Origin of the sequence: Pectobacterium sp. PL64 (genome assembly GCF_022477975.1) — a bacterium.
In the GTDB taxonomy this organism is placed as follows: domain Bacteria; phylum Pseudomonadota; class Gammaproteobacteria; order Enterobacterales; family Enterobacteriaceae; genus Pectobacterium; species Pectobacterium jejuense.
In genome coordinates this window covers 4,724,018-4,747,617 of record NZ_CP092070.1, presented here as the reverse complement: position 1 = coordinate 4,747,617, position 23,600 = coordinate 4,724,018, and the positions used below count along the sequence as shown (strand labels likewise).

Genomic DNA, 23,600 nt, shown 5'->3' with positions numbered 1-23,600 from the left:
TGCAGAACCAATTGCGACGTATTCCGGCAGGTCTTCGGGCTTGGATGCCGTTGTGACCACAAACCGTCAATGACGGTAAGGGATACAACGAAAGCGATGACTTCCCATCTATAAAGACAGTGTCTGCATAATAATGCTATCGCCGGGGCTTTCCTTACCGCTGCGCGTCAGCTCCAGATTTACACTGGATTCCCTTTTGACTTGTGATACAAGGCCGGACGCTCATCCTACAATCGCGAATTGTGGAAGTCTAGACTTCTATATCACTACAGGATAATAACGTAACAAAACTGGACTTCCTGGCCGGATTCCCTACAATTCCCGGCCAATAACACCCTTTTAGACGCTGTTCAGACGAGAAAAACATGACGCCAGAAATCCTGCCCATCGAACAATACGACGACCAGCTTGCAGAGAAAACCGAGCGTCTGCGTGGCATGATGGCACCGTTCAATGCACCGGAGCCTGTCGTCTTCCGTTCTCCCGTCCGCCACTATCGGATGCGCGCCGAGTTCCGTATCTGGCACGAGGGTGACGAGCTTTACCACATCATGTTTGACCAGCAAACCAAGCAGCGTATCCGGGTCGATCGCTTTCCGGCAGCTAGCGAGTTAATCAACCGCCTGATGCCGGAACTGCTTGCCGCCATCCAGCCCGATTCCGTTCTGCGCCGTAAACTGTTCCAGATAGACTATCTATCCACCCTGAGCGGCGAAGTGATCGTTTCTCTGCTGTATCACCGCGCACTGGATGAGGAATGGCAGGAACATGCCCGTGCGCTGCGCGATAGCCTGACAGCGCAGGGGTTCCGTCTACAGTTAATTGGCCGCGCGACAAAAACCAAAATCTGCCTCGATCGCGATTATGTCGATGAATGCCTGCCGGTTGCAGGTCGGGATATGATTTACCGACAGGTAGAAAACAGCTTCACGCAGCCGAATGCCGCAATCAATATTCAAATGCTGGAGTGGGCGCTGGATGCGACGGCGGGATCGACAGGGGATTTGTTGGAACTGTATTGCGGCAACGGCAATTTTTCACTCGCGCTGGCAAGAAATTTCGAACGCGTGCTGGCGACTGAAATCGCCAAACCATCCGTTGCGGCGGCACAATATAATATCGCGGCGAATCAGATAGAGAACGTGCAGATTATCCGCATGGCGGCAGAAGAATTTACGCAGGCCATGCAGGGCGTGCGTCAGTTTAACCGCTTACAGGGTATCGATCTGACGAGCTACCAGTGCGAGACCATTTTTGTTGACCCGCCGCGCAGCGGACTGGATGACGAAACAGTGAAACTGGTGCAGGCGTATCCGCGCATTCTTTATATTTCCTGCAACCCAGAAACGCTGAGCAACAACCTGCAAACACTCTCGGAAACCCACGACATTCGCCGTCTGGCGCTGTTCGATCAATTCCCTTACACCCATCACATGGAGTGTGGCGTGTTGTTGGAAAAACGTCAGTAACGCATACAATCTGGCGGGTTACCCCGCCAGCATTACCCGCTACAGCGTCTCGCTCTCTTCTGCGGATACAGAATCCGTCTCTTTTCTGCGGCGCAGCTTCAGGCCAATCCAGAAAACCAACACCACGCACAGAATTGAAGGAATAAAGTTCGATCCAATGGCGGGATATTCAACGCGCACGATGGCGCTGTAAATCAATAATCCCAGCAGAAAACTGGCCGCCGCCAGCATCGGAATGCCTTCCGGCATACTGTGGTGCAAATAACGTTGATGCAGGCAGTAAATGGACAATACCAGCGCAATCAGGGGAAAAATCGAAAACGGAACAATGCTGCTAAACAAGGCGGCGAATGCGCCGTTTACGGATAAGCCCGCAATCAACGCCAGCACCAGCGTACCTTTTTCTTGATGAGGTTTGTCTGTCATGGTTTCTCCCTTCTCATGTTGGTATAGAGGATTTATGGCACGGTAAAGCTACTATCGTGTTCTTTTCTGTACCAGTAATAAGCGCCTTTGGCGATCATCCGCAGTTGCAGTACTAACCGCTCTTCCAGCTGTTTACGCTGTTCCAGAGAAACATCCAGAGCTTCCGCCCCCGCGCTGAAAACAATGGTCACCATCGCTTCCGACTGCGCTTCCGCGAAACTGCGGGGAATATGGTTTTCCACCTCAAGATAATCCGCCAGTTCAGCGATAAAATGCTGAATCTCCCGCGCTACCGCCGCACGGAATGCCGCCGACGTCCCTGAGCGCTCACGCAGCAAGAGCCGGAACGCATTAGGATTATTGCCGATAAATTCCATGAAGGTGGAAACCGACGTCCTGATGATGCTACCGGTTTTGGCGATACGCTGCCGAGCCTGTCGCATTAACTGGCGCAGCATCAGCCCGCTTTCGTCAACCATTGTCAGCCCCAGCTCATCCACGTCACGAAAATGACGATAGAAAGACGTCGGTGCGATACCCGCTTCGCGAGCAACTTCACGCAGGCTCAGGCTGGCAAAGCTGCGCTCAGCGCTTAACTGGCTAAATGCAGCTTCAATAAGGGAACGACGAGTCCGTTCTTTTTGTTGTGCTCTGACACCCATTATGCTGCCCAAATGATCTACTCCCCTTTCCAGAGGGGCACTATAGCAAACTTTATTGTCCGCAGAATGAGACAAAGTTTGCCATATTAAGATGTGAGAATCTGTTTCCATAGTAAAGGCAGGGATGATTGGGTTCTGCCGCAGTCAATGTTACAATGCACAATGTTACAGTCGCGTTATTAATTTGTATAAAAACAGGTTTAACCTACCATGACTCTACAACATCAATTCGATTACGATGCCATCGTTATTGGTTCCGGTCCCGGCGGTGAAGGTGCAGCAATGGGATTGGCTAAGCACGGTGCCAAAATTGCGGTGATTGAACGTCACTACAATGTCGGCGGCGGCTGTACCCACTGGGGTACGATTCCTTCTAAAGCCCTCCGCCACGCCGTCAGCCGCATTATCGAGTTCAATCAAAACCCCCTCTACAGTGACAACTCCCGCATTATCCGCTCCTCATTTTCCGACATCCTGCGCCACGCCGACAGCGTCATTGGTCAGCAAACCCGTATGCGACAAGGATTTTATGAGCGTAACCAGTGCGAGTTGTTTTCTGGTGAAGCCAGCTTCATCGATGCACATACGATTGCCGTTCACTACCCAGACAATACCCATGAAACGCTGACCGCCGCGAATATCATCATCGCGACCGGTTCACGTCCGTATCATCCGGCAGAAGTCGACTTCAACCACCCGCGCATTTATGACAGTGACTCGATTCTGCAACTCGACCACGAGCCTCAGCACGTCATTATTTACGGCGCGGGCGTTATTGGCTGTGAATATGCCTCTATCTTTCGCGGCCTGAGCGTGAAGGTCGATTTAATCAACACCCGCGATAGGCTGCTGGCCTTTCTCGATCAGGAAATGTCGGATGCCCTGTCCTACCATTTCTGGAACAACGGCGTGGTGATTCGCCACAACGAAGAGTTCGAGAGTATTGAAGGGTTGTCTGATGGCGTTATCGTTAATCTGAAGTCAGGCAAAAAGATGAAGGCGGACTGCCTGCTTTATGCCAACGGGCGCACGGGGAACACGGAAACGCTGGGGCTGGAGAATATCGGCCTGAGCACCGACAGCCGCGGCCAGCTCAAGGTCAACAGCATGTACCAGACGGCGCTGGCGCATATTTATGCCATCGGCGATGTCATTGGCTATCCTAGCCTGGCATCAGCAGCGTACGATCAGGGTCGACTCGCTGCACAGGCGATCATCAAAGGCGATGCCAGCGCGCATCTGATCGAAGATATCCCAACCGGCATTTATACCATCCCGGAAATCAGCTCCGTGGGGAAAACCGAGCAAGAGCTCACCGCGATGAAAGTGCCTTATGAAGTCGGGCGGGCGCAGTTCAAACATCTGGCACGGGCGCAGATTGTTGGGATGAATGTGGGGAGTTTGAAGATTCTGTTCCACCGTGAAACGAAACAGATTCTGGGTATTCACTGCTTTGGTGAGCGCGCCGCTGAGATTATCCACATCGGGCAGGCCATCATGGAACAGAAAGGTGAAGGCAATACTATCGAATATTTCGTTAATACCACCTTCAACTATCCAACCATGGCAGAAGCGTACCGTGTAGCCGCGCTGAACGGGCTTAACCGCTTATTTTGACAGGTTTTCCATATAGCCCTGCATATGCTCGCGGATGGTATCAGCAAGTTGCTCATAACGTCCGCGCAGCGGTGAACCGGGGCGATACACCAGCGCGATAGTGCGCTTGGGCTCCGGCTTATAGCACGGCAAATAGCAGACGCCGTCGCGTTCGCGCTCACGCGGAACAGACAACGACGGCAGAAGCGTAATACCGCTTCCGGCTGCGACCATGTTGCGCAGTGTCTCCAGGCTGGTCGCCCGGAAATGCGTATCTTCATCTGCCCCCGCCTGAAAACAGAAGCCCATGGCCTGATCGCGCAGGCAGTGGCCGTCTTCCAGCATCAGCAGTTTCTCACCCGCCAGATCGGACATTGCCACGCGTTCGCGGTTCGCCCAAGGGTGATCCTGATAAATGGCCAGCTTCATCGGCTCATCGAAGAGGGGAACTTCGATAAAGGCTTCGGACTCTTTCACCATCGCGAGAATGGCGCAGTCCAGTTTGCCGCTGTCCAACTGGGCCAGTAACTGATGGGTTTGCGCTTCATGCAGATACATTTCGAGTTTGGGGAACGTGCGATGCAGCATTGGAATGATTTGCGGCAGCAGATAAGGCCCCACAGTGGGGATCAGACCGATATGCAGCGGCCCGGACATGGTTTCACCCTGCTGGCTCGCCATCTCTTTTAATACTTTAACCTCGCGTAATACCGTTCGTGCCTGCTCAACCAGCAGCAGCCCGGCTTGCGTAAACAAGACCTTGCGGCTGGTTCGTTCCAGCAGCATCACGCCGAGTTCATCTTCCAGTTTACGAATCTGTCCACTGAGTGTTGGCTGACTCACATGGCAGGAATCTGCCGCACGCCGAAAGTGACGATGTTCTGCCAGCGCGACAAGATACTCTAAGTCCCGAATATTCATTATTATTCTCCTTATCATGATAGCTAACAGCGATAGATAGGATATCAATGAACGACAATCCCTATCAACATCCAAAATGAATAATATATCCCACCGAAGCGTATCTATTTATTTCTACAGGAATAAAACAATATTTTTACGATTTCGGTACTACTTGGGTATCTGCCAGACTCCAGCCACGCTATAACAAGCGGGCTAACATCTTCAATGTGATTTGGCAGTGACAGCATTTTGTGTGCGTCGGGCAACAATACCCTTGCGAACGATGTCTGGAAAGCTGACCAGCGGCAAAGCAAGGAAAGCATCGAAACTGGTGAAGAGAAAATAGGATTGAATATTCAGAGGGGGTAGTTAATAGGGGATAGTTAATCACGTCGCCGCGTGACCATCATACTGTGATGCGCCGTGCGAATAGGAATCTCATCCCTGAGACTCCTCCTTTTCAGAGCCGCAATAAGTGACGTTGAAAGGCATTCCAATACCGTTACTCTTCGTCACCGCGTTGCAGCCTCTTTCTTCCTGAAATCTTGCGTATCGCCTCAGCGTGCCACATCAGGGCGGACGCCCAGCGTATGGCAAATCGCATAGCTCAGCTCCGCGCGGTTCAGCGTATAGAAATGGAAATCTTTTACGCCTTCACGACTGAGAATTTTCACCATATCCATGGCGATAGACGCGCCCACCATTTTGCGGGTTTCTGGATCGTTATCCAGGCCGTCAAACATGGTCGTCATCCAATTCGGCACACGGACGTTGGTCATCGTGGCAAATTTTTGCAACTGCTTGAAGTTCGACACTGGCAGAATGCCCGGCACAATTTCTACATCGATGCCCGTTGCCACACAGCGGTCACGGAACCGCAGGTAGCTTTCTACGTCGAAAAAGAACTGTGTGATCGCGCGATTCGCGCCAGCATCAATCTTGTGTTTCAGGTTAATCAGGTCAGCCTGCGCGCTTTTCGCTTCAGGGTGTACTTCAGGATAGGCGGCAACCGAAATATCGAAATCACCGACCTCTTTCAGCAGGGAAACCAGATCCACCGCGTACATGTCCGGTTTGCCGCCTTCTGGAGGCAAGTCGCCACGCAGCGCGACAATATGGCGGATACCGCTCTCCCAGTAATCCTGAGCGATGTCACGCAACTGTTCGCGTGAAGCATCGATGCAGGTCAGGTGAGGTGCCGCTTCCAGACCAGTACGCTCTTTAATCGTTTTGATAATGCTGTGAGTACGGTCACGCTCGCCAGAATTCGCCCCGTAGGTCACGGAAACAAACTTGGGCTTCAGGCTGCTCAGTCGATCAATAGAGCTCCACAGGGTGTCTTCCATCTCGCTGGTACGCGGCGGGAAAAATTCGAATGACACATTAATGCGTCCCTGTAATTCCGCCAGACTTTGATTCAGCGCTTCCCGCTGGTTTGCGTGAAAAAAGCTCATACCTGCTACCCCGTTGACCGTGACTGTTATTATCATTCGCTACACGTCTATACGTTTAGACGGCTATATAGAAAATGACGTAATCCGCTTAAAGAGTCAACGTTTTTCAGCACGGCAAGCCGTGATGATTACTCACGCTAAATGAAGAAAGTTCATGATGGGTTTCCCGCAAAAGTGCTGTCTCTTCGTCACATTGTTATGTCAACGTAGAGACAGTTTCGTGTGCCATCGCGAGAATCTAGGAAACACGCCATCAGCCGCAGGGAAAATCGTGAAAATGTACGGTATGCCCTTCTTCCGTTGTCAGAAAAATGGCGTACTGCGGGGCTTCCAGGCTGACCTCAAATCCGGGAGCGAAGCGCAGCGCGGACTGGTGATTGGTGCCGCGTATCGTGGTGAACGATATACCTCGCCAGTTGCCGCTAGCAGGCCGATGCACGTGCCCCGCGGATATATGCCGCACATTGCCGAAACGGTGACACACTTGATACAGCGCGTCTGCTGCCTCGGGGGCTAATCGAACGTTATCCAGCGCCGGAAGCCCGATAGACATCGGGGGGTGATGCAAGAACAGGAACACATTCTTGCCTTCCGCAGCCTGAAGCTGTTGTTCAAGCCACGCCAGCCGCGCTGAACACAGCGTTCCGCCCACCTCACCAGCCTGCAACGAATCCAGCAGAATGACGCAATCATCTCCCACGGACGTCACGTTCTGCACAAACCCGTTTTCATCCGCCAGCGTCGGGAACTGGGCCAAAAACGTCTCCCGGTCGTCGTGATTCCCCATCGTTACACGCCAGGGAAGCTGGAGTTCAGCCAGCGCCGAGGCCAGAAACGCATAAGATGCCGCACTGCCGTCATCGGACAGATCGCCGGAGATGACCACCAGATCGGCATCGCGATGGTGTGCATTGATGTTGGCAATCGCCGCCTTCAACTGCTGTTCCGGGTCGCGGCCATGCAAATTGCCGCCTTGTGCGGTCAGATGGAGGTCGGAAAGTTGAATCAGTTTCATATTATCCTCGGTTTTCACTATCCACGTGTTATCGCCTGCCAGTACCGTTACGCCGACTGGCGGCGGATTAGCGGGGCAGCCACTTTCGCTCGACACGCGGGTTCTTGTACCTGAGACTGGCGTCGATCGAGCAACGCCAGCGCTTGTGCCGCCATCGTTGCGGGATCCTGACGAAATGTCGTCAACGCATAGGCATCCCACCCTGCGGCCGGAATATCATCAAACCCGATCACCATGAGATCCTGCGGAACAGCTAGTCCACACTGCTTTGCGCGATCGATCACGCCGAACGCCACTAAATCGTTAACGCAGAACACCGCATCTGGCCTGGCGACTTCGGGAAGCGAAAATAGCGTCTGCCCCACCGTCAACCCGTCGTCATAGTCCGTATCATCACCACGTACCACAACCACGGGCAGCCCTAACAAACGCGCTTCTTCACAAAACGCCTGTTCACGTTCGATGATATTGGGCGTTGCCGAAGCCGCTCCGGCCAGAGCCAGACGCGTTCTGCCCGATGAGGCAAACAGCCGCGCCGCCATACGCGCAGCGGTGTCATTATCAATGTGTACGCTGTCACACGCCGGTTCGTGCCGCCCGATAACAATCAGCGGCTGGCCGTTTAGCTGCGCCAGTTCGACGAATTCTTTTGGCGGCGAGCCGGAAAGTACAATCGTCGCTTCCGCACGGTGACCAAACAGAATCGAACGCGCGGCAGCCATCGCTTCCCGCACATGACCGGTATTGATGAGCACGGGAATCGAACCGCGTTGAATTAAGGCCTGCGACAGCTCTGCGACCAAATTGGCGCGAAACCCAACCTCGGGGTGCGTCACCACTAGCCCCACTAGACGGCTGCTGTTCGCCAGCAGACCACGGGCCAGATCGTTAACCTGATAGCCCAACTCCTGCGCCGCCGTCATGACTTTGGCATAGGTGGCAGCCGACACGCTGGCGCCGGGGGTAAAACTGCGGGACACCGCCGAGCGCGATACGCCAGCCCGACGAGCGACATCCTGTGCACTAACGTAGCCCTGTTTACCTGCCGTCATTTCCCTATCCTTGCCATTACGTCGGCTTTCAAAAAACGCTCCACCACCAGCATGAACAGCACAGAAGGAATCAGCAGCACCAGCGCGGTAATGGAAGCGATCTGATAGTTACCACCTGCCCCCGCGGTATAGAGCAGCAGCGGCATCATCTGCACGTCCGGTGCCCCCACGAAGTAGCTGCCGGTAAATTCATCTAGCGACTCGAGGAAAACGAAGATGGCCGATGCCATCAGCCCCGGCATAGCCAGCGGCAAGGTGATGCCGACAAACGCACGCCACGGCCCGGCACCAATTGAACGCGCCGCCTGCTCCATTTCACGCCCCACCGCCGAGAATGCCGCCGAGGCAATCCAGACCGCAAACACCAGCCCGTGAACCGTGTGAACGAGCACCACGCCCAGCAGCGTGCCGTTCAGCCCCCACTGATAAAACAGGCGGGCGATGTTGACGTACACCGTCAGATTCGGAAACGCCTGCGGGATCAGGAAGACCAGCAGTATCAATCCACGAGCAGGCAGCGGCAGACGCGCCAGCGCATATCCCGCCGGAATCGCCAGCGACAGCGAGGCCAGCACGGTGAACACCGCCACCATCACGCTATTCCCCAGCGCTTCCCAGGCCACCCCACGCGGTGAAAACACCCGCTTCCAGAAGGCGAAGCCCCAGTCATTAGGCAGCAGATGGGGATAGAACCATTTTTCCGCCACTGACCACAGCAGGAGGTTAGCCAATGGGCCAAAGATCAAGAAGATCAGCGTCCCCAGAATCAGCATTCTCGGGATCCACCACAGTACGTTCTTCATGCCTTCTCCCTCATGTTCAAGCGGAGATAAATCACGGCAAACAAGCCGGTCATCAGCAGGGAAATCACCCCCAACGCATTCGCCACGCCATAATCGCCGTAGGCGTTAATGCGGAAGGCAATATTGGCGGTTAGCATCGTCGGCGACTGGGCATTGATCATCATCGGTACGGACAGCACCGACATCATGGTGACGAAAGAGAGAATGAGTCCGGTGAGCAGCGTTTGCCCAACCTGAGGCACCACAATTTCACACAGGATACGCAAGCGCGATGCGCCTAAGTTACGGGCGGATTCGATCATCGTGCGATCCAGCGACGCCATCGCGCCCGCGACCAGCAGCGCCACAAACGGTGTCTGTTTCCAGACGAAGGCAAACACGATGCCGCGCCAGTCCAGCCAGTTGCTGGCGCTGGCCATATCGATAATGCCGAGCGTATCCAGTGCGCCATTCAGCCAGCCATTCTTGGCCAGAAACGTGCGTAAAATTTGCCCGGTCACGATAAACGGGATAAACAGCGGCCAGCGATAGACCCAACGCAGCAGCGCCACCATGCGCGGGCTTTCCCCCAGCGTCAGGTAACCGCCGATCATGACGGACAGCAGGCCAATCAACAGCGTTGAGAGGCTCACAATCAGTAAGGTAAACAGGATATCGGGCAGATACAGCGTTAATGCCGTGACAAAGTTATCAATGCCCACGCCATTCTGACTGACAAAAGCGCCCCCAACCGACAGCCCCAGCGGCGTGATAAAACAGACGGCCACCACCGCCAGTGCGGGTAGCACAAGCGCGATACCCGCCAGTCGGGAAGAGAATTGGGATACTTGCAACATGAATGTCTCCGCGCTCTGGCTTCATCCCGCCAGAGCGCATGTGGTACTAGGTGTGTATACCCTAAATAATTCGAGTTGCATGCAGGCGGCAACCGCACGAGTCCCCAGGTGCTTACTCAGGTAAGTGACTGGGGTGAGTAAGGGCAGCCAACGCACAAGCAGCTTGAAGTATGACGGGTATAATTACTTCGCCATCGCCTGCTCATAGGCGTTCAGAATCGCAGTGTGATAAGGCGCGATAGGGAACGTTTTTCCTTTGCTCGCCAGCTCATCAGGCGTCACATCCGTGAACAGACGCTGCCATACTGCGGGCTTCAACTCTGCCTGAACGTACTTGGCGTCGATCCCCGGATACCAGTTAAAGCGTTCAACAATCCCTTCAGCCTGCACTTTGGCGCTGGTTGCCAGTTCGACAAACTGTTTAGCCAGTTCGCGGTTCGGTGCCTGTGCGGGGATGACATAGTGCATCGGCTGCCCCGGCATACCGGGCGCAGGCAGCAGCAACTTGAAATTGTCCGGCAGCTGTCCGCTCGCTTTCCAGGAATAGAACATATCGACCCATACCGGCCCCATCGCGATTTCACCGCGGCTCAGCATGTCGAGCGTGCCAGCGTTGCCCGGCGTCAACGTCACGTTCTTGTTAAAGGCTTTCAGGCGCTCAAACGCCGGCTGCCATTTCTGCGCTTCCGCTTCGTCAAACGGCCCGTTCATCAGCTTCTGGGCATCGCCGCCGTAAGTATAAATCCAGCCCATGACGAAGCTGACGCCCGATGCGCCGCCCTTAATGCCGTTGTAGCCGAACATCTTCGGATTCGCAGCGGCCCACTGCTGGATTTCGTCATAGCTTTTAGGTGGATTCGCGACCATGCTGGGGTTATAGGCCAGCGCCGTCTGGCTACTGAACATCGGCATAACATAGCCTTTCACGTCCGTACCCATGGCTTTATCCGCTGCGGCCATGCTGACCAGCTTGCCGCTGGCGATATCATCGCGATATTTCAGCAGGTCGCCCTTTTGCACCATCGGGCCGACAAATTTCTCGTGCACAACCGCAACATCGGTGTCCCAGACTTTGGCACCGGCGGCCTGCTGTGCATTGAAGCGCTCAAGAATCTTCTGCGACCCCGCATCACCCGGTCCGGTGCCGACGGCACGTACTTTTACGCCGGGATGCTGCTTCTCAAACAGCGGCCCCAGATATTCATTGACATAGTCGACCATGTTTTGGTCACCCGCCGTCAACACCGTTAATTCCTGTGCCTGTACCGCCGCCAGCGGCGTACTCATCATCAGCGTTGCAGCAAAAATGCGTTTCATCTCATTTGTCTCCAATTCAGGATCAGGCCGTCAGGCCGGGAAGCGGGGAATAAAGTGAAGTGGTATCCGGTATCGCCGTCGAAGATGTTGCCTCTTCTGCCAGCGGGAAAAGAAACAGCGCCTCGGCAGGGATCTGCACCGCAACCCGCTGCCCGATGGCATAAGGGTGCGACGCATGAACCTGTATCCGCCAGGTGCCGCTGGAAATCGTATGTAGCCAGTATCCGCCGGGGTAGCTTTGGGACTGTACCGTGCCGTAGCGCATCAACATGCCGGGCTGGATAAGCGGGACGTCCGACGCATCGTAAAGGCGAGCGGCTTCCGCGCGAAAACGTGCTTCTATCGCGCCGGGCGGTAGCGACGTGTTCGCTGGCACCAGCGAATGACTCTCGGCATCACCGGGAATCATCAGAGTATCGCCGTCATAGCGCGCTTCCAGCACCAGCCGATTTTCCGCGCCCATAAACGCCGCGACAAACGAGCTGGCCGGATGGTGATACACCTCTTGCGGGCTGCCCGCCTGCATGATGCGACCCTGATTCAAAATCACGATGCGGTCCGCCATCACCATCGCTTCTTCGCGATCGTGTGTCACGTGGATTGCGGTCAATCCCAGCCGCTGTTGCAGCGCACGGATCTCATCACGCAGTTGCAAGCGGATGCGGGCGTCCAGATTGGAGAGCGGTTCATCCAGCAGCAGAATATCCGGCCGTACCGCCAGTGCGCGGCCCAAGGCAACCCGCTGGCGCTGTCCACCGGACAGTTCCGCAGGCTTACGAGCGCTCAGGCCCGTCAAACCGAGCATGGTTTCCAGTTCCGCCACACGGCTGGCAATCTCAGCACGCGGGACGCGGCGCAAACGCAGTCCGTAGGCAATATGCTGTGCCACTGTCATATGCGGCCACAGCGCATAGCTCTGAAACACCAGCGCCATTCCGCGTTTCTCTGGCGGCGCTTGCGTCATATCCTGTCCGTTAACGCGAATCGCCCCCGCACGCGGTGACGAGAACCCAGCGACCGTACGCAGTAGTGTCGTCTTGCCACACCCTGACGAACCGAGCAACGCCACGAATTCGCCCTGCGCAATCTCCAGATGGATATCGTTCAATACGGCGGTCGTGCCGTATCCAACATGTAGATGGTCGATGACAATGTGCGGGGCTGCCGCAGAGGAAGTTGTTTTTTGCACAGCTGTGCATTCCACGATAATCAAACAATGCGCTGATTGTGCGGTGACATCGTGTCAGTGGCGTGTTGTCACCGTGACATTTCAGTGACACGACTGACGAGGAAGATAGCGGCGAAATTTCTTAGCAAGAAGGGAAACGATGGAGTGGGTCTCTTGAGTATTGGCCATCTCCCCATACGCGGAGACGGCCAACGGTATGTCGCGCTTACAACAGGTTCTACAACAGCTGTGCCAGACGGTTTAGGTCAGACTGAAGCGCACCGGCGGTGACATCGCGCCCCGCGCCCGGCCCACGGATAACCAGCGGGTTATCCCGATACCAGCGGCTTTCAATCGCAAACACGTTATCACCCGGCAGTAGCGAGGCCAGCGGATGATCGGGGCGAACCGCTTCAACGCCAACGCGCGCTTTACCGTTGCTGTCAAAGCGTGCGACGTGACGCAGAACCAGACCCATTTCCTGTGCCGCTTCCAGACGACGCAGCATTTGCTCGTTCAGCGAATCGCCGTTCTCGAAGAAGTAATCGACAGAACCCTGCTCACAGCCCGGCGGCACCAGCGACTCAACCCGAACCTGACTCGGCTCGATGTCATAGCCCGCTTCACGCGCCAGAATCACCAGCTTACGCATGACGTCCTGACCAGAGAGGTCAACACGCGGATCCGGCTCAGTCAGTCCTTGCTGGCAAGCTTGATCGACCAGTTCGGTGAACGGCACGGTGCCGTCAAACTGCAAGAACAGCCAGGAAAGCGTGCCGGAGAAAATCCCGCTAATCGCCAGAATACTGTCGCCGCTTTCTCGCAGATCGCGCACCGCAAAGTTGACCGGCAACCCTGCGCCCACAGTCGCGTTATACAACCAGTGACGATCCGTTTTCGCGAACGCATCGCGGATCTGGCGATAGTTATTGCCGCCGGATGCACCCGCCAGTTTGTTAGCGCTGATGACGTGGAAACCATAGCTGGCGAAATCCAGATACAGGTCGGCGACCGACTCACTGGCGGTGACATCCAGCACCACCAAATCATCGAAGGGGTGCGCACGCATCCACAGGAACAGATCTTCGCCATCCCTTTCCTGCGCTTCACTTTCGAAGAAAGCCAACGCACGGCTGGCATCCAGTCCGTCATAGTTCAACAGGCTGCGCGTACTGTCCACCACGCCAGCCAGTACAAACTCAAAACCGGTGCGTGCAGACAGATTGCTCTGCTCACGCGCAAACAGCTCCAGCCAGCGTGAACCAATGTTTCCTTTGCCGAACAGCACCAGACCGATACGTTTTTCTGCCCGGAACAGCGAATGGTGCAGCCCGCGAATCAGATGCTCTGTCGGGCCGACACGCAGCACCGCCACCAGACTGATGCCATCATCGGCCTGGCGGACAAATTCAATCGGCTGATCTTTCAACTGCTGATAGAAGCGGTGGCTGTGTAGCGGGTTTTTACCCACGCCCGCGCCCACCATCGCGACCATCGCCAGACCGTCACGCTGATTGAGTTCAACGGGTAACGCGGCCTGTGCCAGCAGTTGCAGCGCGCTATCCACCACTTCGGAGGTGTAGCACAGTTGCAGCAGATTACGATCCTGATGAACACCGACTGCCAGCGGTTTCAGCTGCGCACGGTTCAGAAGCTGTTCGACTTCTTTTTGCAGCAGCACAAAATCGTGTTCAGAAGGAACCTGAACTTCAATCAGGCACACGTCATCATGGCTGGTGACAATTTTGGCACCCGTCCCCGAGGCCAGCACGCGTTCGATACGCGTCGACCCTTGTTCAGGCTGATAGCTGCAACGCAGTTGCAGGTCGATATCGCTGCCGGAAACGGGCTGTAAGGTACGCGTATGTAAGACCGGTGCCGCCAGACGTGCCAGTTCACTGGCTTCATCCAGTCGCAGCAGCGGCAGCAGGCAGGCATCTTTCACTTTGCGCGGGTCGGCGCTATACACCCCAGCGACGTCGCTCCAGATGGTCACGCGCTCAACGCCCGCCAGTGCACCAATTTGTGTGGCGGAATAGTCACTTCCGTTGCGTCCCAGCAGCACCGTTTCACCTGCATCATTGCGGCAGATAAAACCGGTTACCACTAAACGCTGACCTGCGTGTTGCGTCAGATATTGCTGCAACAGCGGCCAGGAACGTCCTTCATCCACCTGTGGCTGTGCGGCACGTTCCGCACAGAGAAAATCACGCGCATCCAGCCACGCTGCATTCATATCCAGATGGTTCAACACGGCAGACATCAGGCGAGCCGACCAAATTTCACCGTGCCCAACCACTTCGGCGTAGACGGCATCCGTTATCTTGCCATCCAGCAGCGCAGCCAAACGCTCCAGATCGCGGATAAACTGAGCGGTCAGCGTCTCTGCCTCTTGCGCAGGCAGCAGCCCGGCAATCAATTCACTGTGGTAGCGGCGTAATGCCTGCTGAACCTGATGCGCCGACAGACGATCGCTCTGGCTCAGTTTCAACCAGCTAATCAGCTGGTTTGTGGTACTGCCTGCGGCAGACACCACCATCAAATCACCGGGGTGGCTATACTCCGCCATAATACCGGCTACGCGCAGGTAACACTTCACATCGGCCAGACTGCTACCGCCAAACTTATGCAGCTGTCGGCCTGTTACCGATGGCGCTACTCCTAATGCACTCATTCTTACCTCTTGGCTGCGGCTTGAAACGCACGATCCAGATCGGCAACCAGATCATCGCCGTCTTCAATGCCGGTGGAAATACGCAGTAATGTTTCAGAGATACCCGCCGCAGCACGCGCTTCTGGCGCCATGCCGGCATGCGTCATCGTTGCCGCATGAGAGATGAGGCTTTCCACTCCGCCCAGCGATTCCGCCAGGGTGAACAGCTCCAGCGACGCCAGAAAACGGCGCAGCGTGTCTTCATCTCCATCCAGCTCAAAACTTAGCATAGCGCCAAAGCCAGATTGTTGACGGCGGGCAATATCATGGCCGGGATTGTTCGGCAGTGAAGGATGGTACAGCGCCTTCACCAACGGCTGCGTCTGTAAGAATTCAACCACTTGTTGCGCATTACGCTGCGCGGCCGCCATGCGCGGTGCCAGAGTACGCAGGCCACGTAGCAGCAGATAGCTGTCAAACGCTGCGCCCGTAACACCGATGTTGTTCGCCCACCAGGCCAGTTCAGTAATGGTATCGGCATCTTTGGCGATCACTGCACCCGCCACGACATCAGAGTGACCGTTCAGGTACTTGGTACATGAATGCACCACCAGATCGGCACCCAGCTCCAGCGGCTTCTGCAACGCCGGGCTCAGGAAGGTGTTATCCACCACGCTGACCGCGCCCGCTTCCCGCGCGGCCTGACAAATCGCGGCAATATCCACGACGCGCAGCAGCGGATTGCTCGGGCTTTCCACCAGCACCAGCTTCGGCTTTTCTGCCAACGCCGCGTTGAGCGCATCGGTATCACTTTGATCGACAAATTTGACGCGAAATGCGCCGCGCTTGCTCAGGCTGTCAAACAGACGATAGCTGCCGCCGTAGCAATCATGCGGTGCCACCAGCAGATCGCCGGGACGCAGGAACACCGTGCAAACCAGCATAATCGCCGACATTCCGCTGCTCGTCATTACCGCACCCGCACCGCCTTCCAGTTCGGCAAGCGCACGCTGCACAACATCACGCGTGGGGTTACCGCGACGCGAATAGTCATGTGCGCGTGGCTGGTTGAATCCGGTAAAGTTATACGTGCTGGAAAGGTGAATGGGTGGGACGACGCAGCCATACTGCTCATCATCATTTAACCCGCTGCGGACTGCGATCGTTGCCTGTTTACGCGTCATCGGCTCATTTCCTGGCTGGAGGCTGAAAAGATAGGAACTTAAGAGTAAACGCAGTTTTAATAGACGTCAACACATCTAGACATCTAAACTTCTTTGCGTATAGATTGAGCATAAGCATAATAACCGCTAGAATTGTGGCATTTCATGACAGATGCTGTCTTCATTAGATTAATTTTTAAGGTATCCCATGGCTGAGTGGAACGGCGAGTATGTCAGCCCTTACGCTGAACACGGTAAAAAAAGCGAGCAAGTCAAGAAGATAACAGTATCTATCCCATTGAAAGTACTAAAGATACTGACTGACGAACGCACGCGTCGTCAGGTGAACAACCTGCGCCATGCCACCAACAGCGAGCTGCTGTGCGAGGCGTTCCTGCACGCGTTCACGGGACAACCGTTACCGAATGACGAAGACCTGCGTAAAGAACGCAGCGATGAAATTCCTGAAGCCGCGAAAATCATCATGCGTGAAATGGGTATCGACCCGGATACGTGGGAATACTGATCGCGTTTGCGCTGTCAATTTTCTAGCTAACCCCGCCTTCTCCGGCGGGGTTTTGCTATGCAGTGCAACCCGCTCAACACACCACTCTTCATTAACCTCTAAAACCTCGAACTTCCACCGCTCGCGCTTCTTCCGATCGCTTCCTCTTCCACTCACATTGTGAATCGGGATTGCATTTAATTTGTTATGTTATAACATATCATTTTTGATCTATGACGGTGATATGCCCGCATCATGACAGAGCTTCTCTCCAGTAACCCCGTGCTGCTACAGCTTCACCATGTTTCCGTTGCCGACGCCAATCACGCGCCGAGGCTCAGTGATATTTCTCTGTCCATGCAGGCTGGCGAGCGTTTGGCGCTGGTTGGGCCCAACGGCAGCGGTAAATCCACGCTGCTACGCGTGTTAACCAGCGAGCTCGGCACAACGACGGGGCACATCTACCTAAATGGGCAACCGCTGAATACACTCAGCCGCCATGAGCGAGCAAAGCGCATCGCGATTTTGGCGCAGAACGATGCACCGGATCTGCGTCTGCGGGTCGCAGAGTACGTCGCCTTAGGGCGGATTCCCCACCACGGATTCAGCACACCTGCGTACGATCGCCAACTCATCGAAGAAGCGCTGGACGATACCGGCTTATTACCGCTGCGCCACCGCCTGCTGGGCACGCTCTCCGGTGGAGAACGTCAACGCGCGTCGCTGGCACGTGCGTTCGCGCAAACGCCGCAGCTCCTGCTGCTGGATGAACCCACTAACCACCTCGATCCGTTAGCACGTGCGCAGTTGCTGTCTCTCGTGCGGAAACGCGGTATTTCAACGCTGGCTGTGCTGCACGACCTGCCACTGATCACCCCCTTTGCCGACCGTGTCGCTGTTTTGCAGCAGGGAACGCTACTCCGCTGGGGAACACCTGCACACGCGCTGAGCGCCGACTGCGTGAAATCCGTATTTGGGATGGAGAGCTTTACGGTGCCACACCCGATAAACGGTTCGCCCATTCGCATCTTTGAAGCCCCTGAACTGCACTAAGGAACCATGATGAAAATAACGCTTCTGTCTGGACTGCTGGCATTGACGTCGTGCTGGGTACACGCCTCGGGTTTTCCCGTCACGGTGGATAGCTGTGGGCAACCGCTGACCTTCACCCAGCCGCCACAGCGAGCCGTTATTCATGACCTGAACATGACGGAAATGGCGTTTGCACTTGGGCTGCAAAAAAATATTGTCGGGCTGACGGGGATCACCGGCTGGTATAAAGCGCCTCCAGACTTTATCAAACAGCAGGGCACCATCCCCGAACTGGCAGCAAAATACCCGACGTTGGAAAACCTGCTGGCTGTACACCCGGATTTCTTCTTTGCAGGGTGGAACTACGGCATGAAAGTCGGTGGCGAAGTCACACCGCAAGCGCTGCAAAAATACGGCATTCAGACGCTGGTACTCAGCGAAAGCTGCGTTTTCACCGAACAGCAGAAACAGCGGCCGCGAGCCAGCATGGATCTGCTTTACGGCGATATGCTGAAACTGGGGAAAATCTTCGGTAAGCAGGAACAGGCTCAGGAACAGATTGACGGCTGGAAACAGCACATTGCCGAACTGCAAATCCGTATTGGCAATCAACCAAAGCAGACGGTTTTTCTGTATGACTCTGGCGACGATAAGCCGTTTACCAGCGGGAAATTCGCCATGCCAACTGCCATCATTGAGGCCGCGGGCGGCAAGAACGTAATGGACGATATGGAGACGAGCTGGGCTTCGACATCGTGGGAAAGCGTGGCGGCACGCGAGCCTGACTTTATCATTTTGCTGGATTACCAGACCGGCAACGGTGCAGATGCCTTAAGACGTTTTCTGGAATCACATCCGCTGATGAAATTTACCCCCGCCGTACAACAGCATCGCTATCTAAAGCTGCAATATGCAGAGCTCACGCCGGGACCCGCGAATATCGCTGCCGTTGATAAACTAGCGCACGCACTCTACCCGGATGCCTTTAAGTGAGCCCAACGTCTTCACGTTATGCAGTGACCTTCGTTATCGCGCTGCTGATACTGGCTGGGCTGATGCTGTTAAATATTGCGACAGGCAGCACGACGATCCCCCTTACGCAGGTCGCCAGCGTGTTGGGGCTATCGTCGGCAGACGTGTCACCGATGACGTCACGCATCATTCTGGAACTGCGTATTCCCCGCAGCCTGCTGGCAGCGCTGTGCGGCGCGGGGTTAGCGATGGTCGGGGCCTTTTTGCAAACGGCAACCCGCAACGATCTGGCCGACCCGTTTCTGTTTGGCCTGTCTGCTGGTGCCTCAGCGGGGGCAGTCGCCGTCATCACCCGCTTTGGTGAGCAACTCGGTGACTGGGCGCTGCCGATGGCGGCCTTCTGTGGCGGTATCTTATCGGCTGTCGCCGTGACCGTGCTGTTTCTGCTGCAACAGGCGCGGGGCGCAGAGCGTTTGATTATCTGCGGATTAGCGATCTCATTTCTGTTCGGCGCGCTGACAAATTATTTAGTGTTTTCCGGCGATCAACGGGCCGCCAGTTCGATTCTTTTCTGGTCGCTGGGTGGGTTGGGCCTTGCCCGTTGGGACACGTTGCCTTTTGCGGTGTTCAGCGTTCTGCTGCTATTCGGCCTTACCGCCCTACGCTGGCGCGCACTCGACGCTCTGCTGGCTGGCGGACAAACCGCGGCCTCAATGGGGGTTAATCTGTCTCGCGTACGGGTAGAAATTTTCATCTGCTGCGCGTTCGCCACGTCGCTGTTAGTCGCGCTGACCGGCGTGATTGGTTTTATCGGCCTGATGATTCCCCATCTGGCTCGCCCGTTGAGCGGCGTGCTACACAAGAAGCTTCTGCCGCTGACCGCCGTGCTGGGTGCGATACTGCTGTGCGGCGGCGATTGGCTCAGCCGGCAGCTACTGGCCCCTCAGGAATTGCCCATCGGGATTATTACCGCGGGGTTGGGCGGCATCTTCGTTCTGGGAATGCTGGTAAAACGTCAGCAGGGATGAAAGAGGTAGACTTAAAATAACTCCAATAACCCCCAAAATATTGCCAGATGGAGTTATTGGGGTTATCTAACTGGAAGGATTTACCGATAGGCACGGTAAAAAGCATCAGGAAACAGGCAGGAATATGATCATCGCTGACCCGAAGAGGCTGAATTATGTTTTATCCCATTGCAATTGAAGCAGGCGACGATACCCACGCATACGGTGTAACAGTGCCAGATCTACCGGGCTGTTTTTCTGCAGGCGATACGCTAGATGATGCCATCGCGAATGCTAAAGAGGCGATTACCGGACATATCGAACTGCTGATCGAGATGGGTCAGGATATTCCCGCCGTGTCATCAGTAGGCCAATTGGCAAAAAGCGCAGAATACGCTGGGTACACGTGGGCGGTTGTTGATATCGATGTGACGCGTTTAATGGGCGGTTCAGAAAAAATTAACGTTACACTGCCTAAGTCGCTGATTGACCGAATTGATCGGTGCGTGGCAAGTAATCCTGAATTTAAAAGCCGCTCAGGTTTTCTCGCGCAGGCAGCATTAGAGCGAATCTCGTCTTCACGATGAACAGCACTGACCCACCAGAAACAACAAAGGCACCTGTCGGTGCCTTTGCAGAAAGTTACTGTACCAATTGGCCAGTAGAACTTATTTTTTAGCGCCTGGAACGGAGAAACGCTTGTTGAAGCGGTCAACACGGCCACCAGTTGCAACATCACGTTGTTTGCCGGTGTAGAACGGGTGGCATTCGCCACAAACGTCCAGGTTCAGGTCACGACCCACGGTAGAATGGGTTTTGATCACGTTACCGCAAGAGCAAGTTACAGTAACTGCAGAATAATTCGGGTGAATACCTTTTTTCATGGGGAAACCTCAGTTAAGGCCGTGTCGCTATCCAGCCCTGTTCCGCCAGACACCACACGAAAGTTGTATAAGTAAGTTTCATTATGCAAACGGCGCGATGATTTTCGCGAACAGCATAATGGCGGCGGATCATACAGAATCCGCTACCCTGATGCAATCGCATCCACACATTATCCCTCGCAGCATGTACACTAGCGCCTTGCGTTATTTTCACCCCGCGTCGCGCATGATACAGACCGCTCGGTTATGTCATTGATCGCCACGCAAATCACGTCGACTATCACGGAGAAGTTATGTCTGTCGCTCAGGTCGCTTTGCCCGTGCCACTGGCACGTACATTCGATTATTTGCTACCCGCAGGAGGCATCGCTCCGCAGGTCGGCGCGCGCGTCAGCGTCTCCTTTGGTAATCGTAAAGCGATCGGCATTATTACCGCCCTGAGCGACACTAGCGAACTTCCGCTTGAGCAATTAAAACCCGTGCATGACGTGCTGGACGAACAGCCTCTGTTCCCACCCAGCCTGTGGCGCATTTTGCTGTGGGCCGTTGAGTATTACCACTATCCGATTGGCGAAGTGCTGTTCCACGCGCTGCCGATCCTACTGCGTCAGGGGAAACCCGCACACCGCGCGCCGCTCTGGCAGTGGTTTGCTACCGAACAGGGTCGAGCAACGCCGCTCAGCACGCTCAAACGCGCGGCAAAACAGCAGCAAGCGCTAGCGGCCTTACTTCAGTCGCCGCTTTATCGCCATCAGGTGAGCGAAATCGGGCTGACGGAAACGGCGTTGCAGGCGCTGCGCAGCAAAGGACTGTGCGAATTACAGGCCGCAGAGCAAACGCTCCACGACTGGCGTCAAAGCTTTAGTTTGGCGACCGACCGACTGCGTTTGAATACCGAACAGGCCACTGCCGTCGGCGCGATCCGCAGTGAAGATAATCACTTTGCCGCCTGGCTGCTCGCGGGTATCACCGGTTCGGGCAAAACCGAAGTCTATCTCAGCGTGCTGGAAAACGTGCTCGCGCAGGGCAAACAGGCGCTGGTATTAGTGCCGGAAATTGGCCTGACGCCGCAAACCATCGCCCGCTTTCGCGAACGGTTTAATGCACCGGTGGATGTGCTGCACTCGGCACTCAACGACAGCGAACGCCTTGCCGTCTGGCTACGTGCCCGCAGCGGTGAAGCCGCCATCGTCATCGGAACACGGTCGGCGTTATTTACTCCCTTTGCCCGTTTGGGGCTGATTGTGATTGATGAAGAACACGACAGTTCCTATAAACAGCAGGAAGGCTGGCGCTATCACGCCCGTGATTTGGCAGTCTTCCGCGCCAGAGAAGAAGATATTCCCATCGTCATGGGAACGGCGACGCCCGCGCTGGAAACGCTGTATAACGTCCAGATCGGCAAGTATCGACGCTTGAATCTGACCAAAAGAGCGGGCAATGCCGCGCTCGCCAAACAGCACGTCATCGATCTGAAAGGGCTGCCGCTGACGGCGGGGTTATCCCAGCCGCTGATTACCCGCATCCGCCACCATCTGACGAACGATAATCAGGTTATTTTGTTCCTCAATCGGCGCGGGTTCGCCCCCGTGGTGATGTGCCACGAGTGCGGCTGGATTGCCGAGTGTCAGCGCTGCGATCACTACTATACCTACCACCAGCATCAGAGGATGTTGCGTTGCCACCACTGCGACAGCCAGCGTCCGGTGCCACAACAGTGCCCCGGCTGCGGCTCAACGAATATGGTACCGGTCGGTCTGGGTACCGAGCAGTTGGAGCAAAGCCTTGCGCCGATCTTTCCCGATGTCCCGATCACCCGCATCGACCGTGACACCACCAGCCGTAAAGGAGCGCTTGAGCAACAGCTCTCGCAGGTCAGGCAAGGCGGCGCACGTCTTCTCATCGGCACACAGATGTTGGCGAAGGGGCATCATTTCCCTGACGTAACGCTGGTGGCTTTACTGGACGTGGACGGTTCGCTGTTCTCTGCCGACTTCCGTGCCGCCGAGCGTTTTGCGCAGCTCTATACTCAGGTGGCGGGTCGTGCAGGACGGGCGGGCAAGGCGGGCGAAGTGGCGCTGCAAACACACCACCCGGAACATCCACTATTACAAACGCTGCTGCAACAGGGCTACGATGCCTTTGCCAGCCAGGCGCTGACTGAACGGAAAAGCGTTTTTCTGCCGCCGTTTACCAGCCATATTCTCTTCCGCGCTGACGACCACGATAATCAGCAGGCCGCATTATTCCTCCAGCAGTTGCGTAATTTGCTGGAAGCGAGCCCACTGCGGGATGAATCACTCTGGCTGCTGGGCCCAGTCCCTGCGTTGCAACCCAAACGTGCGGGACGCTTCCGCTGGCAGCTTTTGCTACAGCACCCCTCCAGAGCGCTATTGCAGAAACTGGTCAGAACGTCGCTGACGCTAATCGGCACGCTGCCGCAGGCGCGTAAAGTGAAATGGATGCTGGATGTCGACCCCACGGACGGTTAGCGCGTCCTGTTAGATCATTTCGGTTTCTTGCCACTCATTTTTTGCGATCGGCGTCGAGAACACGATATTCATCACACTTTCTGTGCAAATTAAGCAACAAAACCTGCGTTCAATCTGTTATCACTGTCTGCGCAGGCCGTATGCTGAGGCCAGACCGTTTACTGAGGTCAGGTCGTGTTGAGGTATAGCGC

Annotated in this window: 21 protein-coding genes and 1 riboswitch; of the genes, 8 read left to right on the top strand and 13 right to left on the bottom strand. The window is 55.4% G+C overall.

The annotated features are described in order from the left end of the window. Nucleotides 1-7: 7 nt before the first annotated feature. Nucleotides 8-234: riboswitch (cobalamin riboswitch) on the bottom strand. Between the two features lie 131 nt (nt 235-365). After that, nucleotides 366-1,469, top strand: a complete 1,104-nt coding sequence (trmA, locus tag HP572_RS21325) for a tRNA (uridine(54)-C5)-methyltransferase TrmA (protein WP_240584279.1) — start codon at nt 366-368, stop codon at nt 1,467-1,469. A 39-nt stretch (nt 1,470-1,508) separates the two neighbouring features. Here the strand turns inward: trmA and HP572_RS21320 are convergent, their stop codons facing one another. Together HP572_RS21320 and fabR are read right to left on the bottom strand one after the other, a co-directional pair. Continuing rightward, on the bottom strand, nt 1,509-1,895 hold the full coding sequence (locus HP572_RS21320; RefSeq protein ID WP_205549711.1) for a YijD family membrane protein: 387 nt from the start codon (nt 1,893-1,895) through the stop codon (nt 1,509-1,511). Nucleotides 1,896-1,927: 32 nt separating this feature from the next. Further along, complete coding sequence (gene fabR / locus HP572_RS21315) at nt 1,928-2,557, bottom strand: HTH-type transcriptional repressor FabR (protein WP_039486831.1); 630 nt, start codon at nt 2,555-2,557, stop codon at nt 1,928-1,930. A gap of 210 nt (nt 2,558-2,767) precedes the next feature. Between fabR and sthA the strand changes: the two genes are divergently transcribed. Further along, entirely contained in the window at nt 2,768-4,174 is a 1,407-nt protein-coding gene (sthA, locus tag HP572_RS21310) for a Si-specific NAD(P)(+) transhydrogenase (protein WP_014916982.1), read from the top strand. Here the strand turns inward: sthA and oxyR are convergent. The 10 genes from oxyR to metB form a co-directional block, all read right to left on the bottom strand. Beyond that, on the bottom strand, nt 4,166-5,074 hold the full coding sequence (oxyR, locus tag HP572_RS21305; RefSeq protein WP_010281486.1) for a DNA-binding transcriptional regulator OxyR: 909 nt from the start codon (nt 5,072-5,074) through the stop codon (nt 4,166-4,168). The genes sthA and oxyR overlap by 9 nt on opposite strands. A 539-nt stretch (nt 5,075-5,613) precedes the next feature. Further along, complete coding sequence (gene metF / locus HP572_RS21300) at nt 5,614-6,510, bottom strand: methylenetetrahydrofolate reductase (protein WP_240584278.1); 897 nt, start codon at nt 6,508-6,510, stop codon at nt 5,614-5,616. Between the two features lie 253 nt (nt 6,511-6,763). Continuing rightward, a complete protein-coding gene (locus HP572_RS21295; RefSeq protein WP_240584277.1) occupies nt 6,764-7,621 on the bottom strand; it encodes a phosphodiesterase in 858 nt (285 codons plus the stop codon). Continuing rightward, nucleotides 7,573-8,577 carry a LacI family DNA-binding transcriptional regulator gene (locus HP572_RS21290; protein ID WP_240584276.1) on the bottom strand — a complete coding sequence of 335 codons (1,005 nt, stop codon included), beginning with the start codon at nt 8,575-8,577 and terminating at the stop codon, nt 7,573-7,575. The genes HP572_RS21295 and HP572_RS21290 overlap by 49 nt, the downstream gene beginning before the upstream one ends. Further along, the gene (locus HP572_RS21285) at nt 8,574-9,380 is read right to left on the bottom strand and encodes an ABC transporter permease (protein ID WP_240584275.1); all 807 of its coding nucleotides are present in this window, start codon (nt 9,378-9,380) and stop codon (nt 8,574-8,576) included. Before HP572_RS21285 ends, HP572_RS21290 begins: the two co-directional genes overlap by 4 nt. Next, on the bottom strand, nt 9,377-10,216 hold the full coding sequence (locus HP572_RS21280; protein ID WP_240584274.1) for an ABC transporter permease: 840 nt from the start codon (nt 10,214-10,216) through the stop codon (nt 9,377-9,379). Before HP572_RS21280 ends, HP572_RS21285 begins: the two co-directional genes overlap by 4 nt. Before the next feature lie 183 nt (nt 10,217-10,399). Then, nucleotides 10,400-11,533 carry an extracellular solute-binding protein gene (locus HP572_RS21275; RefSeq protein WP_371745292.1) on the bottom strand — a complete coding sequence of 378 codons (1,134 nt, stop codon included), beginning with the start codon at nt 11,531-11,533 and terminating at the stop codon, nt 10,400-10,402. 22 nt (nt 11,534-11,555) lie between these two features. Then, the gene (locus HP572_RS21270; protein WP_240584273.1) at nt 11,556-12,722 is read right to left on the bottom strand and encodes an ABC transporter ATP-binding protein; all 1,167 of its coding nucleotides are present in this window, start codon (nt 12,720-12,722) and stop codon (nt 11,556-11,558) included. A gap of 217 nt (nt 12,723-12,939) precedes the next feature. Then, entirely contained in the window at nt 12,940-15,375 is a 2,436-nt protein-coding gene (locus tag HP572_RS21265; RefSeq protein ID WP_240584272.1) for a bifunctional aspartate kinase/homoserine dehydrogenase II, read from the bottom strand. Nucleotides 15,376-15,377: 2 nt separating this feature from the next. Beyond that, nucleotides 15,378-16,538: a cystathionine gamma-synthase gene (gene metB, locus HP572_RS21260; RefSeq protein WP_240584271.1), complete on the bottom strand. Its 1,161-nt coding sequence runs from the start codon at nt 16,536-16,538 to the stop codon at nt 15,378-15,380. A gap of 187 nt (nt 16,539-16,725) precedes the next feature. Here metB and metJ point away from each other — a divergent pair, with 187 nt between their 5' ends. The 5 genes from metJ to HP572_RS21235 all read left to right on the top strand — a co-directional run bounded on the left by metJ (nt 16,726) and on the right by HP572_RS21235 (nt 20,620). Further along, nucleotides 16,726-17,043, top strand: coding sequence for a met regulon transcriptional regulator MetJ (metJ, locus tag HP572_RS21255; RefSeq protein ID WP_005973355.1), 318 nt, complete (start codon nt 16,726-16,728; stop codon nt 17,041-17,043). A gap of 234 nt (nt 17,044-17,277) precedes the next feature. After that, nucleotides 17,278-18,075, top strand: a complete 798-nt coding sequence (locus HP572_RS21250; RefSeq protein WP_240584270.1) for an ABC transporter ATP-binding protein — start codon at nt 17,278-17,280, stop codon at nt 18,073-18,075. Between the two features lie 9 nt (nt 18,076-18,084). After that, the gene (locus tag HP572_RS21245; RefSeq protein ID WP_240584269.1) at nt 18,085-19,047 is read left to right on the top strand and encodes an ABC transporter substrate-binding protein; all 963 of its coding nucleotides are present in this window, start codon (nt 18,085-18,087) and stop codon (nt 19,045-19,047) included. After that, nucleotides 19,044-20,054, top strand: a complete 1,011-nt coding sequence (locus tag HP572_RS21240) for an iron ABC transporter permease (RefSeq protein ID WP_240584268.1) — start codon at nt 19,044-19,046, stop codon at nt 20,052-20,054. Before HP572_RS21245 ends, HP572_RS21240 begins: the two co-directional genes overlap by 4 nt. Before the next feature lie 155 nt (nt 20,055-20,209). Then, nucleotides 20,210-20,620 (top strand): type II toxin-antitoxin system HicB family antitoxin, encoded by a 411-nt coding sequence (locus HP572_RS21235; protein WP_240584267.1) that lies wholly within the window; start codon nt 20,210-20,212, stop codon nt 20,618-20,620. A gap of 81 nt (nt 20,621-20,701) precedes the next feature. On the opposite strand, the gene rpmE is transcribed toward HP572_RS21235, so the two are convergent. Beyond that, nucleotides 20,702-20,917, bottom strand: coding sequence for a 50S ribosomal protein L31 (gene rpmE / locus HP572_RS21230; RefSeq protein ID WP_010281510.1), 216 nt, complete (start codon nt 20,915-20,917; stop codon nt 20,702-20,704). A gap of 293 nt (nt 20,918-21,210) precedes the next feature. On the opposite strand from rpmE, the gene priA reads away from it, so the two are divergent. Beyond that, nucleotides 21,211-23,409 (top strand): primosomal protein N', encoded by a 2,199-nt coding sequence (gene priA / locus HP572_RS21225; protein WP_014916996.1) that lies wholly within the window; start codon nt 21,211-21,213, stop codon nt 23,407-23,409. The last annotated feature ends 191 nt before the right edge of the window (nt 23,410-23,600 follow it).